General features: G+C 43.0%; 13 protein-coding genes. 8 read left to right on the top strand and 5 right to left on the bottom strand.

Features of this window, described 5'->3' with window-relative positions:
• Positions 1–45: 45 nt before the first annotated feature.
• Positions 46–1143, bottom strand: coding sequence for a hypothetical protein (locus V6252_RS10760; RefSeq protein ID WP_341610437.1), 1098 nt, complete (start codon positions 1141–1143; stop codon positions 46–48).
• Positions 1144–1494: 351 nt separating this feature from the next.
• A complete protein-coding gene (locus tag V6252_RS10755) occupies positions 1495–2457 on the bottom strand; it encodes an acyltransferase (protein WP_341610436.1) in 963 nt (320 codons plus the stop codon).
• A 375-nt stretch (positions 2458–2832) separates the two neighbouring features.
• Here V6252_RS10755 and V6252_RS10750 point away from each other — a divergent pair, with 375 nt between their 5' ends.
• The 7 genes from V6252_RS10750 to V6252_RS10720 all read left to right on the top strand — a co-directional run bounded on the left by V6252_RS10750 (position 2833) and on the right by V6252_RS10720 (position 11633).
• On the top strand, positions 2833–3489 hold the full coding sequence (locus V6252_RS10750) for an OmpA family protein (RefSeq protein WP_057761553.1): 657 nt from the start codon (positions 2833–2835) through the stop codon (positions 3487–3489).
• A gap of 355 nt (positions 3490–3844) precedes the next feature.
• The gene (locus V6252_RS10745; RefSeq protein WP_341610434.1) at positions 3845–5305 is read left to right on the top strand and encodes an imelysin family protein; all 1461 of its coding nucleotides are present in this window, start codon (positions 3845–3847) and stop codon (positions 5303–5305) included.
• Positions 5306–5591: 286 nt separating this feature from the next.
• Complete coding sequence (locus tag V6252_RS10740) at positions 5592–7268, top strand: di-heme oxidoredictase family protein (protein ID WP_425355879.1); 1677 nt, start codon at positions 5592–5594, stop codon at positions 7266–7268.
• Between the two features lie 83 nt (positions 7269–7351).
• A complete protein-coding gene (locus V6252_RS10735; protein WP_341610432.1) occupies positions 7352–8503 on the top strand; it encodes an imelysin family protein in 1152 nt (383 codons plus the stop codon).
• A gap of 3 nt (positions 8504–8506) precedes the next feature.
• Positions 8507–10069, top strand: coding sequence for a DUF1513 domain-containing protein (locus V6252_RS10730; RefSeq protein WP_341610430.1), 1563 nt, complete (start codon positions 8507–8509; stop codon positions 10067–10069).
• Positions 10070–10284: 215 nt separating this feature from the next.
• Positions 10285–10818: a M48 family metallopeptidase gene (locus V6252_RS10725; RefSeq protein WP_341610510.1), complete on the top strand. Its 534-nt coding sequence runs from the start codon at positions 10285–10287 to the stop codon at positions 10816–10818.
• A 212-nt stretch (positions 10819–11030) separates the two neighbouring features.
• Complete coding sequence (locus tag V6252_RS10720; RefSeq protein WP_341610427.1) at positions 11031–11633, top strand: methyltransferase domain-containing protein; 603 nt, start codon at positions 11031–11033, stop codon at positions 11631–11633.
• On the opposite strand, the gene V6252_RS10715 is transcribed toward V6252_RS10720, so the two are convergent.
• Both V6252_RS10715 and V6252_RS10710 read right to left on the bottom strand, forming a co-directional pair.
• The gene (locus V6252_RS10715; protein WP_341610426.1) at positions 11611–12282 is read right to left on the bottom strand and encodes a hypothetical protein; all 672 of its coding nucleotides are present in this window, start codon (positions 12280–12282) and stop codon (positions 11611–11613) included. The two genes, V6252_RS10720 and V6252_RS10715, sit on opposite strands and share 23 nt — an antisense overlap.
• Positions 12283–12322: 40 nt before the next feature.
• Positions 12323–13234, bottom strand: coding sequence for a hydrogen peroxide-inducible genes activator (locus tag V6252_RS10710; RefSeq protein WP_238052822.1), 912 nt, complete (start codon positions 13232–13234; stop codon positions 12323–12325).
• 268 nt (positions 13235–13502) lie between these two features.
• Between V6252_RS10710 and ahpC the strand changes: the two genes are divergently transcribed.
• Positions 13503–14069: an alkyl hydroperoxide reductase subunit C gene (gene ahpC, locus V6252_RS10705; protein WP_057761534.1), complete on the top strand. Its 567-nt coding sequence runs from the start codon at positions 13503–13505 to the stop codon at positions 14067–14069.
• A gap of 170 nt (positions 14070–14239) precedes the next feature.
• Here ahpC and V6252_RS10700 read toward each other — a convergent pair whose 3' ends face one another.
• On the bottom strand, positions 14240–14488 hold the full coding sequence (locus V6252_RS10700; RefSeq protein ID WP_057761532.1) for a YdcH family protein: 249 nt from the start codon (positions 14486–14488) through the stop codon (positions 14240–14242).
• Between the last annotated feature and the right edge of the window lie 339 nt (positions 14489–14827).

Below are 14827 nucleotides of genomic sequence, written 5' to 3'. Positions count from 1 at the left end.
CACGGTATTATGTCTCTTATTACATCATGCTATTAGATAGCTAAACTATAGATTTAGCATATCTTGGTGCTTCCATTGTTGCACTTTTACTTGCGCTTCAAACGCAGTCAAACTGTCATCAATGATACTAGAAATCAAAGTATCTAGCGCTGTATTATTGGTATCTATTTGCGCAATACCGCTAGCAATTTCCGTCATTAATATATCCAAGCGCTTAGGGTCTAAAAGTCGCTTGTTTAATGCATTTACGACGTTCTCACCGATATTGTGCCCGACGTGATGTAGCTGTGATTCAATCAGACTGCCCGCGATAGGTATCATGCGTAGATAGCGGCGCAATTCAGGTGTGTTGGCCAATCCTTCTTCAATAGCATTACCCATTTCGCTCGCCAATATACTGCCGCCACCTGATGAGGCAGTCAGTTCCTGCAGCTTCGGTGCAAGCTCTGTACGCAGCACGGACAATACGGCCGCTTCAATCTCATTTCGATTTTTTGCAATCGTCGACTCAATGAATGATTTATGCGTGTCTGAACTGGTTAGCTCTTGTCGAAAGTTCTGTATCGCTGTCAAAATAACGCGATCGGAGAGCTCTTCTAACAGTAGGTCAATGTAAAACTTGATTCGGTTGATCCACGTCTGCGGCAGTACTTGATAGCCAAGCTGATATAGACGTCGTCCAATAACGACCGCTCGCAGTAGTCGCAAAGCACGTAGCTGCGGAAAACAGCCTAATACTTCGTACCAATGAACGAATGGGAAAAAGAACCAGCGATAATAGACTTTTTGTTTAATGGCAATCGCCCAGCGCAATAGCAACTCAACGACCAAAAAGATAGTAAAAAAACCTCCAGCAGTGCGTAGAGGATCATGTAGAGTGCTCTGATACCAATTGAGCGCTTCACTGATGGTTAGCCATTCTGCAGCATTACTACTAAAATTGCTCATCAAAATAGCATCGATACTGATCAATAGTAGATCAATACTGATGGCAATAATCATGACAATATCGTAAGTGAGCTTAAAACGACTCGGCTTTGGATGGTTAGGTTTTGGTGGCTCATCACTTATTGGATAAGGAGGCTGACTCAAAACAGATTCGGTAGCTAACGGCGAGCTAGTAGTAGAGGTGGGCACAGTCATACCTTATAAGTAATAAATGGCACAAAAAATGGGTCAGAAATCGATATTTGCTACCATTTACTATCAAAGTAGACATCGAAAATCTATGAGTTCATGATTAGTCACATTATCAATGAATAAGGCTAAAAAACAACCCATCTTTGATTAAAATTTACTTATGATGCATGGCTGTTTTAACAGTAAACATCACAAGTAAGATATGACTATTGTGACACTCGTACCCGTAACTTTGTTCCTCAATAACTTTTTATCTCGTTATCGATATTTACTACTTAGTACGCTTGCATAGACTGTGCTTGGTATTTTATAAAATTTAACAGTCAGCCAGTTTAATATTGCTGAGTATCCTTATTAGGCATCTTGCGTTTTGGGATTGGTTTCAAAATCTGCCAACATAGTGCTAATTCGTTCATCTTTTTGACGCCACACCTGTTCAACCCAGTCGAACATTTGAGCTTTTGTGTCTTCATCATTTTCGTAGCCACCTTGCTTGATACTTTCGAACAAGGCATCTGGTATGTCGATGTAGCGCAAGTCAACGCCCAAACGTTTAATATTGCCTTTCCAAAGGTCGCCGTAGCTTGGCACACCATCAGGATATACGATTGTCATGTCTAATATGCCATCGATATCTTCACCTAATGCGCTGATAGCCAATGATAATCCGCCTGCACGAGGTTTTAATAAGTGCGTATAGGGCGATTTTTGCTGAGCTTGTTTGGCTTTGGTAAAACGAGTACCTTCCAAATAATTTAGTAAGGTAAACGGTTTGTCTTTTAGTAGGGCGCAGGCACGTTTGGCTTCTTCGATGTCTTTGCCTTTCAGCGCAGGGTTTTTGGCGATGGCTTCTTTTGAGTGTCGGCGCATCATTGGAAAATCTAAAAAGTAAAAAGCTTGACCAACGATAGGGATATAAATCAGCTCAAACTTGGTAAAAAATCGCGTGAGTGGTAAGCGTTTTTCGCCAATATACTGCACGATGCTAGTATCGACCCATGATTGGTGGTTGCTCACTAGCAGGTATTTACCATTGGTATGAATATCGTCCGGTAGGTTGATACGCCAATCTTTGCGAGGCAACATGTTATCGATCAAGGCACTGTTGCTACTGATCCAGTGAGTAGCAATTTTGATGACGGCTTTGTCTGCAATAGAGGCACCAGTAATGACTTTACCGACGCCCATTAGCCATAAAGGAATACTACCACCGAAGCTATTGGCGGCGATGACACCAGTAGCTGTTGCAAGCGACACAGCTTTGCCCAATTTAGGCGAACGTTTATGCATTTTTCGAATGGTAGATGTCAATCGCATGCTCAATCCTTTTCAGTCTATCTGATTAATAATAAGCCGTATGTCGCTGAATCTGTCCTAGTCAAGTCAGGAATATTATGAACGTAAAGCTTTAAATCATGACTATTTAAAGCCGACAAGTTCAGCGATATAATTTTAGCAGAAACATGTTGTAGTGTACGGTTGTAAACGTGACTAGTGGTAGCAAGGCGCGAAGGTTTGACCTATAAAATCATTGAAATATAACCTGCACTTCTCATACATAGGTATGACAAAATATTACACAGAGATAGGTTGTAGTTGCCATAATAATGGGGAATGTAGATAAGTACTTAAAAAAGATTAATGGACAATCTTTATAAAAAGCAAGATTTTTTAAACTTAAGAGGAAATATTATGCGTAATACTTTAATGATTGCAGCAGTAGCATCAGGTCTAGCACTTAGCGGTTGTACAACAGATCCAAACACTGGACAACAGCGTCTAAATAAAGCTGCTTTAGGTGGTTTAGTTGGTGCAGCAGGTGGTGCAACTATTTCAAAAGCAACAGGCGGCGACAAAACTGGTCGTGATGCAGCTATCGGCGCAGCACTAGGTGCAGGTGTTGGTTACTACATGGAGCGTCAAGCTCGTCAGCTTGAGCAGCAAATGGCTGGTACAGGCGTAACTGTTGAGCAGAACCCAACCACTGGTAACATTGATTTGGTTATGCCAGGTAGCATCACGTTCTCATTTGATGATGCAACCCTTAGCTCATCATTCAAGCCAACGCTTGATAAGCTTGCTTCAACAATGAACCAGTACAACCAAAACACGATTACTATCGCTGGTCACACTGATAGTAAAGGTTCAGCATCTTATAACATGGGTCTGTCACGTGATCGTGCTTACTCAGTTGCTAACTACTTAACAGCTCGCGGTGTTGCTTCAAACCGTGTAAATGTCGTTGCTTACGGTGAGTCACGTCCAATCGCAGACAACAACACTGAATATGGCCGTGGTCAAAACCGCCGTGTTGAGCTAACAGTTAACGCACCACAGAGCGTAAACTAATAAATAGCTATAACTAATAAATAGCTATATAGCTATTAAGTATGTGCTAGATATTTGAGCACATATATTTCAAAAAGAGTCAGCAATATGCTGGCTCTTTTTTTGTATTTTCAGTTTGAATAAAACAGTGATGATTGATAGATATAGTTAATATTAAATTAAATATTGATAATGATTATCAATAACACTATAATTTGTCAGTGTTTGCTATCAATGCAATATTAAACGTCTTATCGTGCGCACTGAGATTCAATGTGCATGGCTAAGATAGCCTGCTGTAACATGGCTTGATTATCAAAATAATTGAGGCTACTTAACCAAAACGAATTTTTTGCTATATTTCTTGAGGATATGTATGACGATTACCACAGTAACGAGCCGTAAGCTTTTACCAACTACTTTAGCTGTTGCACTTGCAGGATTGTTAATGGTGTCGGGCTGTACAAAGCAAGCCGATGAAGACACCAATGCTGCGACAGAAACGCAAACAGAAGTAGCAAACACAGAGACGGCTGATAATACAGAGATGACTGCTGCCGAAAAAGCACATATTGATAGATTGATTATCAGTTATGCAAATATGGCACACGCCGCTTATAAAGATTCGTTGGACACGGCTAAAGCGCTACAAACTGCGGTAGAAACTTACGTAGCCACTCCAACACAAGAAAACCTTGATGCTGCAAAAGCTGCCTATAAAGCGGCACGCCAACCATATTCACAAACTGAAATTTTCCGTTTTGATGAAGGCTTTGTGACTGCCAATGACAAACGTGCTATCAACAGTATCGATAGCTGGGAAGGGCAGATCAATGCTTGGCCACTTGATGAAGCGCTGATTGATTATGTTGGTGATGACTACGAAGGCGAATATAACAGCCAAGAGAACATCATCAATAGCGACAGCATTACTGTGGGTAGTATCAAGCAAGATACCAGTACGATTACGCCTGAGCTACTCGAAGAAATGAATGAAATCGGTGGTAGTGAAGCTAATGTAACCACTGGCTATCATGCGATTGAGTTTATGCTGTGGGGTCAAGACAACAACGGTGTAAAAGAAGGCGCAGGTAATCGTCCAGTCACTGACTATGCGACTGAAGTCGGACAATGTACTAGTGGTGAGACCGTCAATGAAGATGCCAGTATCTGTGAGCGCCGTGGTGAATTCTTAACTGCTGCAACTCAACTATTGGTTGATGATTTGACCGCGATGGAAGCTCAGTGGCAGCCCGACACTGAGAATACCTTGCGTAGTGATTTGATAGCGCGCAAATATGACAATGGTCTACGCCAAATTATGTATCAAATGGGCAGCTTAGCATTAGGTGAGCTTGCTTCTGAGCGTATGCAGGTCGCTTTCGTTACTGGTTCTACCGAAGATGAGCACGAATGCTTTAGTGACTTGACTCATTTAAGCTATGCCAATAATGCGCGCGGTATCCAAAATGTCTTTAACGGTAGCTATACAACAGTCGCTGGTAAAACAGTGGGCGGCTACGGTATCAAAGACTATCTAACGGATAACGGCCATACAGAAGCTGCTGATAAATTGGCTGCTGAATTCAACAAAGTAGAAGGCGCGTTCAACGTTATCGTTGAAAAAGGCGAAAAAGACGGCATCAAGATTGACCAGATGATTGCAACTGTCGGTCAGGCAAGCCAAGAAGGTATCTCTGCTGAAGAGCAAAACGTCCGTCGTGGATGGGTTGAAGCGGGTATTACTAGCTTACAAGAGCTGACGGCCAGTATCGAAAATGCTGCAAAAGCAGTTGGAATCGATAATCTAGACGCAGATGCTGGGTCACAGTTTTAAGAAAAAATTTAAGCTAGCGGCCCTTATTTAAAAGCCTTTAATGGGCTTTGCGACGTTTTATTAGTCGTTATAGGTCAGTAACCGCTGTTTATTAGATACTTAGATTAGATATAATACGTGCGTTGTCAGCCACCGTTGGCAACGCATTTTTACGAGCATTAAATAAGCCAATTGGCCGGTGTACCACCTTATTATATGTCGATGAACAATGATTGTGACGATATAGAATGAGATGGTATGACAAAATTTTAATGGTTCTACTCTAGCGCTAAGGCAATTGATTTCTATGAACGCCAATTATGTTAACCCCTCTGATTCTCCTCTTGCTACTCAAATCCTACGACTTATACCTTCTAAGCTTGCGCTAATTATCGCGAGTGCAATGGCTATCAGTGCGTGTCAACCATCTGATAGCGTTTCTGACGACACTTCTGACGATGTTTCTGATGTTACTTCAGAGCAGGCCTCAAGTAATGAAAGCAGCAGTGAAAAAAGCCAAGCGCTGTCGTCCGAACATGCCAAAAATATAGAAACACTGGCAGGCGTGCCGATGCAGCAACTGGTAAGCTTTGACCCTCAAGAGATCAAGCAGGGCGGTGACTCTGGTATTAGCATTAGCAGTGCTGAGAGCTACTCGAAGCCTTCATCGAATCTAGCAGCTTCTCGAAAAGGGTCGTTCTTTATTGGTAATGCGTTCTTTAAGCAGCCATGGGTCGTTGCTCCTGCCAGTACTGATAGTCGTGATGGACTGGGTGCATTATTTAATGTGGCCGCTTGTCAGTCTTGTCATGTCAAAGATGGGCGAGGTCATGCGCCGATGACTGCCGATGACGATGCTGATAGTTTGTTAATTCGTCTGTCTATGCCAGCGACGACCGATGAGCAACGTCAGCAGCTACAGGACTCGCTGATTGAAAAAGTGGTTCATCCTATGTATGGTGGCCAGCTACAAGATCGGGGTATTCAGGGAGTGCCTGCTGAAGCAAGAATTGCGGTGCAGTGGACAGACAAACCAGTTACCTTTGCTGATGGATATGTCGAGACGCTACGTGCGCCAACGTTTAATTTGACCAAACCTGGCTACGGTGCTTTTGATGATGACATGATGGTATCACCGCGTGTGGCGCTACCAATGATTGGGCTTGGGCTGCTAGAGCAAATACCTGATGATGACATTAAAAAACAAGCCAGAGACAGTAATGATAGCGATATCAGTGGTAAGTTTAACTGGGTCATGGATCCGCAAACGGGCAAGCGTGCACTTGGACGATTTGGATGGAAAGCGGGTCAAACCAAACTGATTACTCAGAACCAAAGTGCCTTTAACGAAGACATGGGTCTGACGTCCAACATCCGTCCTAATGAATCCTGTATGCCAACGCAGACCGCTTGCCTAAATGCAGCGACAGGTGCTGATGAGCAGGGCAATGGTAAGTCACCTGTGGAAGTAAACGATGAGGTCGCGAAATTTGTAGAGTTTTATACTCGCAATTTAGCAGTGCCTCATCGCCGCGATGCGGATGATAAGCTTGTGCTGGCTGGCAAAAAGCGTTTTTATGACATGGGTTGTCAAAGCTGCCATACGCCAAGATATCAGTTGCCAAAAACCGACGATGATCACCTTGAGCAGCATGGACAAGTGATTTATCCTTACACAGATTTGCTATTGCACGATATGGGCGATGATCTCGCTGATCGTACGATTGCTGGCAAACTACCACCAAAAGATGCCCAAGTTGAATTTTTAGCCAACTCTTATGAATGGCGTACGCCAGCACTTTGGGGCGTGGGGCTTGCGCAGACAGTTGATCCTCAAGCGACGTTTTTGCATGATGGCCGTGCCCGTACGTTGATGGAAGCTGTTTTATGGCATGGCGGAGAAGCCGAAAAGCAAAAGCAACAAGTATTAAAGTTAGACAAACAAGGTCGCGCAGAGCTTAATGCGTTCCTAAAGTCGCTATAATAAAATCACTGTAATAAAGTCGCTATTATAAGATCAGTATAAAAACGCTATAAATTACTATCTATAACATTACCGAGAAACCTATGAAAATAAACCACGCTTTGGCAATGGCGCTATCTGCATTGAGTGCTGGACTGTTGATCAGTTGTGTCAAACCTGCCGATGACAATAAAACTGCAGATGTAGACAGCCAAAAAGTTGTGCAAGACAGTGCAGCTACTGACAGCTCAGTAGAAAACAGCAAAGAAAGTACTGAGCAAATCGTTGCAGTAGATATCAGCCCTGAGACTGCAAAAACGTATTTGACGCATGTGGCAGACGATATCGTGATTCCGGCGTATGCTGATGCAGTCAAGCAAAGCGATCTGTTGAATGAATTGGCGCAGAAGCATTGTACCCAAGCGCCAGTAAGTGGCGATGAGCTACAAGCATTACGTGCACAGTGGCTAGTGTTGGCACAAGCATGGTCAAGTGCTGAGATGGTCAACTTCGGTCCTGCGACTGCTAGCATGAGCAATCTATACATTAACTACTATCCTGATGAGCGCGGACTCGTACATAGTGGTGTGGCTGATTTAATCGCTGCCAATCCAAAACTAACGCCAGAGCAGCTTGCTGGCGAGAGTGCTATCGTACAAGGTGTACCAGGGTTGGAAGAAGCTTTGTTTGCCAACGATAGTTTAGATGCTGGTCAGTGTGCTTATGTGATTAGCGCCAGTAGTGCGTTGAGCACGCGTCTAAAAGATATCGAGAAAAACTGGCAGCAAAACGCGACTGATTTATTGGCGATAGACAAAACAGCAGAAAGCGATAGAGGCTTAAATCAATGGATTAACTCTCTACTGTCATTGATTGAGACCATGAAGTCTAATGCCATTGATCAGCCACTCGGTCTAACAGGTAAAGCAAAAGGCCATTTGCCTGCTGCTACTGCTGGTCAAAGCCGCGCTATTATCAATGCTAAGTTAGATAATATCAATAAAGCCATGACTGACCCTGTACTGACAGCTATTCTTGGCAGCAATGACGAAAACAAAGTTTCGGATAATCTATCAACTGCATTAGCTGACACGACTGCATTATTAGCACAAATGCCAGAAGATTTATCAGAGGCGAATAAGGACGATCAACAAGCGTTGTATGATCATTTGACTGATGTCACTCGTCTTATTAAGCGCCAGTTAATCCCAGCACTTGGTATCCGTGTGGGCTTTAATAGCACTGATGGCGATTAGACAATGTCTACTATCGAAGCGAGTACAGCAGTGTCAGTAGCCCAGACTCATGACCAGATGAACAGGTCTAATCGGTCTGGGAGAACTTCGTCAGCTCATGAGCTTTTGACAACTTCCGTACTGACAGCAGTTGGTACGGTAGCATTGGTTGGTATTCACCATCGTTATCGTAAGCAGCAGCATCCAGATGCCAGTCTACAAGATTATGTAGATGGTATTCGTACGCAGTTGCAGGTATTACGAGCTGGTCCTGATTCAACGCCGAAGCTTTCGCGCTTGCGTTATGCTTGTGAGCAAGCAGCGGCAACCTGGAAGCAGGCTTATCACGCTGTAGGTGATGATAAAAGTAACACGCCTGACTTTGCTGTCATGCATACGACAACGATGCTGGCACGACCAGTCAGCTGGGTCAGTGGCGTCGCATCACTGCCAAAAGATCAGGCTACATCAGGCCAGAGTGAGCACGACTTTGGCGTGGTAGGTATTGATGCTGACAGACAAATCGTTTGGCAGACAACTATGCCTGAGCGTGTCCACGACATCGTTGTTCAGCCTGTATCTGTCAATGTATCTGAAGCTCAAACTCAGCATAGCAATGTGGATCAAAGACGTGATGTCGTCGTCATGGGTCGTCGTCCAAGCGAAAAATTCTGGGTGCTTAATACATCAAATGGGCAAGTTCAACATGCGATTACAGCTGATGTAAACCGTCACTTTTATGGTCATGCTTGCTACAGTTTAGATGGCAGCTTGCTCTATGTAACTGAGAATGACACAGTGAGTTTGGCAGGTAAAATTGGTATCTATGATGCCAATGATTCTTATAAAAAAGTAGCAGAGTTTGACTCATATGGTATTGGCCCGCATGAACTGATTATGCATCCTGATAGCGAAACGCTGATCATTGCAAACGGTGGTATCAAAACCGAGCAGGCTTCACGCGAAGAGCTAAATCTAGATACCATGCGACCATCATTAGTTTACTTGAATCGTCATGATGGCACATTGCTTGAGCAAGTGACTCCAGAGCATAATCAGATGAGTGTGCGCCACTTAGCCATGCATGATAATGGCACTGTCATGATCGGTATTCAGTTCCAAGGTGAAAAACATATCAATGTACCGTTAGTGCTGACTCATAAACGTGGTGATGCCAGTTTTACACCACTCACTATGCCAAATAATCAATGGCAACGTTTTCACCAATATATCGCTAGCGTGGCGGTGGATAGTGAGCGTAACTTACTGTGTGTGACCACACCGATCGGCGGCTGTGCGGCGATTTATGATTTGCATACTCGCGAGCTGATTGATGATGTAAGCCTGCCAGATTGTGCAGGGGCTTCGGTGTTAGTTAATTCTAGTGCTTCAGTGGGTGAAATTGATAAACATGCCGAACCGACAGGATTTATCGTCAGTGATGGTCAAGGGCAGTTAACAGCGCTAAAAGTAACTGTTTTACCAGAAGTAAAGTTAGACGTAGACGACGTTGAACCTCATTATCAGATTATCAAAGACAGTCAACTGCATATGATGTCGTTTGACAACCATTTGCAAGCACTGTGATACGTGACATTCAACAAGAGCGACAGCTGAATAGGTATGACTATTAATAATGACTATCACTAGAATGACAGTAATAGTCAGCCAAGGAGTAGAGCATTAGCTTAGACACCAATTTAGATACTGTCAGACAGCAACTTGCACAAGCAGGCATCGAGCTACATATCAGTAAAAAGCGTGTTAAAAATATCAATTTTCGCTTAAAGCCTTATACGTTGATGGTCTCTGCACCGATGCATGTCAGCGCATCACAAATGTTGCATGCTGTGGCTAAGCGGGTGCCTTGGGCGATTGCAAATCACCCACAGGTATTAGAACAATATAGACGTAGACAGAATACGTCATCAGACTTTCCAACTGTCAATAACTCAGTTCTATTATGGGGTGCAGAGCAGTCATTTACGCTCAGCCACGATCAAAAAACGACATATTATCGGCAACAACTTTCCGAAGTCACACCTGCACTATTTGATAAGTGGCAGCCAATCGTTGGCGCTTATGCCAATGAAATAAGATTAAAAAAAATGCACACGCGTTGGGGCAGCTGCAACACGCGCACAAAACGAATTTGGCTATCGGTTTATCTTCCTGCTTATCCTATCGAATGCACCGAATACGTAATCGTTCATGAGCTGTGCCACTTGCATCATGCCAACCATAGCCGAGCGTTTTGGCAAACCGTTGCCACAGCGCTGCCAGATTACCAGCAATGGCATAATATCCTAGCGGGCAAGACAGGACAGCTGGACTAAACCTACCATCTAACTATCTAACTTTCTAATCAGCTAAATAGTTCTAGTAAGCACCTCGATATCATCTGCGTCACCTTCATTATGCAGAGCACCTAGTCCTATTTTTATCATCATTTTTAAAATAAGGACACACCTGAATAAGCCTGATATGATAAAGAATAACGGTACAAATCGTTTCGTTTAAACAATAATTTTATATACAGGGATGTCATATGGAAAATGTCAACCAAGCGGAGTTTTGGCAACAGCGTTATGAGAAAAACAGCATCGGTTGGGATATGGGACAGGTATCACCACCGCTCAAAGCATATATCGACCAGCTACCTGAGAGCGCGAAAGATCAAGCGATACTAGTGCCAGGTGCGGGTAATGCTTATGAAGTGGGCTATTTATATGAGCAAGGTTTTACCAATATCACGCTGGTTGACTTTGCCCCTGCACCGATTGAGACATTTGCAGAGCGCTATCCTAGTTTCCCTTCTGAGCACCTGATCTGTGCGGATTTTTTTAGTTTATCAGCTGAGCAGTATCAATTTGATTGGATACTTGAGCAGACTTTTTTTTGTGCGATCAATCCATCACGCCGTGATGAATACGTGCAACAGATGGCAAGGCTATTAAAGCCACAAGGTAAGCTGGTTGGGTTGTTATTTGACACGGATTTTGGACGAGAAGAGCCACCATTCGGCGGCAGCAAGGAAGAGTACCAGCAGCGTTTTCAAAGTTATTTTGATATCGATATTATGGAGCCCAGCTATAATTCACATCCAGCACGGCAAGGCAGTGAGCTATTTATAAAGCTGCAAGCGAAGTAAGCTCGCGCTTGATATTATCTCGAGCTTGTGTTTCCAACTGCTCATAGTAATGGTCAGTCAGATAAAGTTTGGGATGTGCTAGTAATCCTTGTAACACTGCAGTGCGCCCATCACGGTAGCTGTCATCGGCGACATGTTTATATTCTTGACGTATCGCCTTTGCATACTGCTCATATGCAGACCGAGGCGCACCCAAAATACTCAAATCCATATCTAACAGATACGCCGCATCGTTATATTTGTCCCTGTCTATCAATACATCTATCTGATGATTAGCCGTCATCATAATGAGAGCGTAGATCTGCTGGCATTGCTCTGTGCTTAGATAAGGGCTCAAGGCATCTGTCGCAAGTTCTGCACTTTGCAACTCGTTGTCGGAGCGTGTTGGCTCATATATCACATCATGATAATACAGTGCCAATGCAATGATATGCGGCTCAGCAAGATGGTGTTTAATACTTTCAAGCTGTATCAAGAGCTGCTGAATATGATTGAGTGTATGATAAGCACGTTGTGGTTCGCCATAGCGCATCACGATATCTTGCCAAAGCCTATCTATTTGCTTTGGCGAGATATCGCTGGTCATAGCTGACAAGTGCTGTGCAAAGTACTTGCCAAGCTCATCATGCTTATTTGAGACAGTTTTCATATGTCATTTTTTCACTATGACCGTGGTAAAAATGGTTTGGTTATTCTTTGTTAGCCACTGCATCTTTAAATGCTTTATTAAACACTTCACCAAGCAAGCTAACATCATCGACACGCGCATAGTTCAGACGGGTGACAAAGGCAATATGGCGATGCGGTCCTTCTTCAGCCAGTGGTATGGCGACGGCATTTTGGTTTTGCAGGTGTAGCTGATCGAGTGCCATTTCAGGCACTAGCGTTGTGCCCATATTGGCAAGTGCCATTTGAATCAAAGTATTTAAACTAGCATCTGAGAAGCTTGACTTCATTTGTGCACGGTCGAAATGACAGACAGACAGCGTCTGGTCGGTTAGGCAGTGTCCTTCGCCAAGTAACATGAGATTGGCAGTTGCCAGTTCGTCAGCATTGATAGTATCAAGCTTGGCATGTATGTCATCTTTTGGAAATACAGCAAAGAAGTCCTCACTCCAAAACTCAAAACTGTGTAGCCCATCTACCGCGTACGGTAGTGCAATGATAGCCGTATCGATATGACCGTAGCGTACTTGCTCAAGCAGACGCTCTGTCTGTTGTTCGACGATGGTCATACGGAACTCTGGATATTGAGCACGTAGCGCAGGCAGTACTTTTGGCAGCAAATAAGGCGCAATTGTCGGAATAATACCGACAGTCATAGGATAGGCAAGCGGCGTCTGATGGCTATGGGCACGTGTGGTCAAATCACTCACTTCAGAAAACACTCGCTGCGCCCGCGTAAGAATGTCTTGACCGATAGGGGTAATCAATACCTGTTTATTGTTGCGCTCAAAAATCTGAGTATCTAGCTGTTTTTCTAATTCTGCGATACCCAGACTTAGTGCAGACTGCGAGATATTGCAATCTTCAGCAGCACGTTTAAAATGACGATGTTTGGCAACGGCTAGGGCAAACTCAAGTTGTCGTAAAGTAATCATAAAACCTCTCTGTTAGTGGGTTTTTAATGCAATTTATTATGTTTGGTCAACCTTTATAAGGTATCAAATTACCAATTAAGCACCAATGATAAAATGTAGAGATAATAGTTTAACAAGTTTAATAAAACAAAACATCACATTAAAAACTTTTAACTGGATTAACCGTAGAATTCGCGTATAGTTTGTCAGGTAGCCCAGAGAGCTAGAGGGCTAATTGAAAAAACCATATAAATAATTTCCAATTTACTCAACTATAGAGGAGCCAACCATGGCGTCTATCATCAATCAAGAAATCCCAGAATTTTCAGCAGATGCATACGTAAACGGTGAGTTCAAAACCATCACTTCAGAAGACGTAAAAGGCAACTGGGCGATTTTCCTATTTTACCCAGCTGATTTCACGTTCGTTTGCCCAACTGAGCTAGAAGACATGGCCGCTCATTATGACGAGCTAAAAGGTCTTGGTGTTGAAGTATACTCAGTATCTACTGACACGCATTTCACGCACAAAGCATGGCATGATTCTTCAGAAGCTATCGGTAAAGTACAATACCCAATGATCGGCGATCCTACTGGTAAAATCACTCGTGGCTTCAATGTCATGATTGAAGAAGCAGGCTTGGCTGAGCGCGGTACGTTCTTAGTAGATCCTGATGGCTTGATCCAAGTAGCTGAAATCCATGCTGGCGGTATCGGCCGTAGTGCAAAAGACATGCTACGTAAAGTGAAAGCAGCACAGTATGTTCGTGAAAACGACGGCGAAGTTTGCCCAGCAGCTTGGGAACAAGGCGGCGACACATTGAAGCCAAGTCTTGACCTAGTTGGTAAAATCTAAGTAGTTATTTTATACTTAGATAAAAGTAGCGCTGTATCTTAAACATCTGCTTTAAGGCAGGGCTACAAATAAAGACCCCATTAACATAAGTTAATGGGGTCTTTTTACGTCTTAAGCATAGGTAATGTTAGTATTATTTTTTCAGCATATCTCTAAGCATAGACGCAATATTAAGCGCGAGACTGTGCTTTATTTTTATCAATGGTTTTATAAATCTCGTCTTTGAGTTGTAGCTTTCGTCGTTTCATCTGTTCGATTTCTTCGTCGCGACTGGCATGCTTGACCACATCGTTTTCAAGCTTATTAATTTGTCTATCTAGAGTTGTATGCTCATCAAAGATACTCGCAAAATGCGTGTCCTTTTGCTTTAACTCATCGATAATATCACTGTGATCTTGCCATGTGTCTGTCATTGTCATGTTGTCATCCTTGTTATTTAGTGCAAGCTTAGAATAAGCGTAAGCACGTTATGGTTAAGACGCTTATGATGGTGAGACTTTGTTTGGAAGGGGTGAAAGTTTAATGGTAATAAAGATAGTTACTTCACGATATTGATAATGCATATTGCTATCAATACCATTCGATTGTAGCGAAAAAATAGACCATGTACCATCACTATCATTTGCTTATGTATTTATATTTAATTATTTAAGTTAATAAACGATTGGTTTTATAAAACATAAAGTTTGAGTTTCTCAGCTTGCTGAAATTCGCTAAACGCTTGATAATAGACACATCAAAGGGCAAGAGCCTATTAT

The sequence above is a fragment of the Psychrobacter proteolyticus genome, assembly GCF_038155145.1.
Lineage (GTDB): Bacteria > Pseudomonadota > Gammaproteobacteria > Pseudomonadales > Moraxellaceae > Psychrobacter > Psychrobacter proteolyticus_B.
The sequence above is the reverse complement of the archived record's forward strand: the minus strand, read 5'-3'. Positions and strand labels throughout refer to the sequence as shown.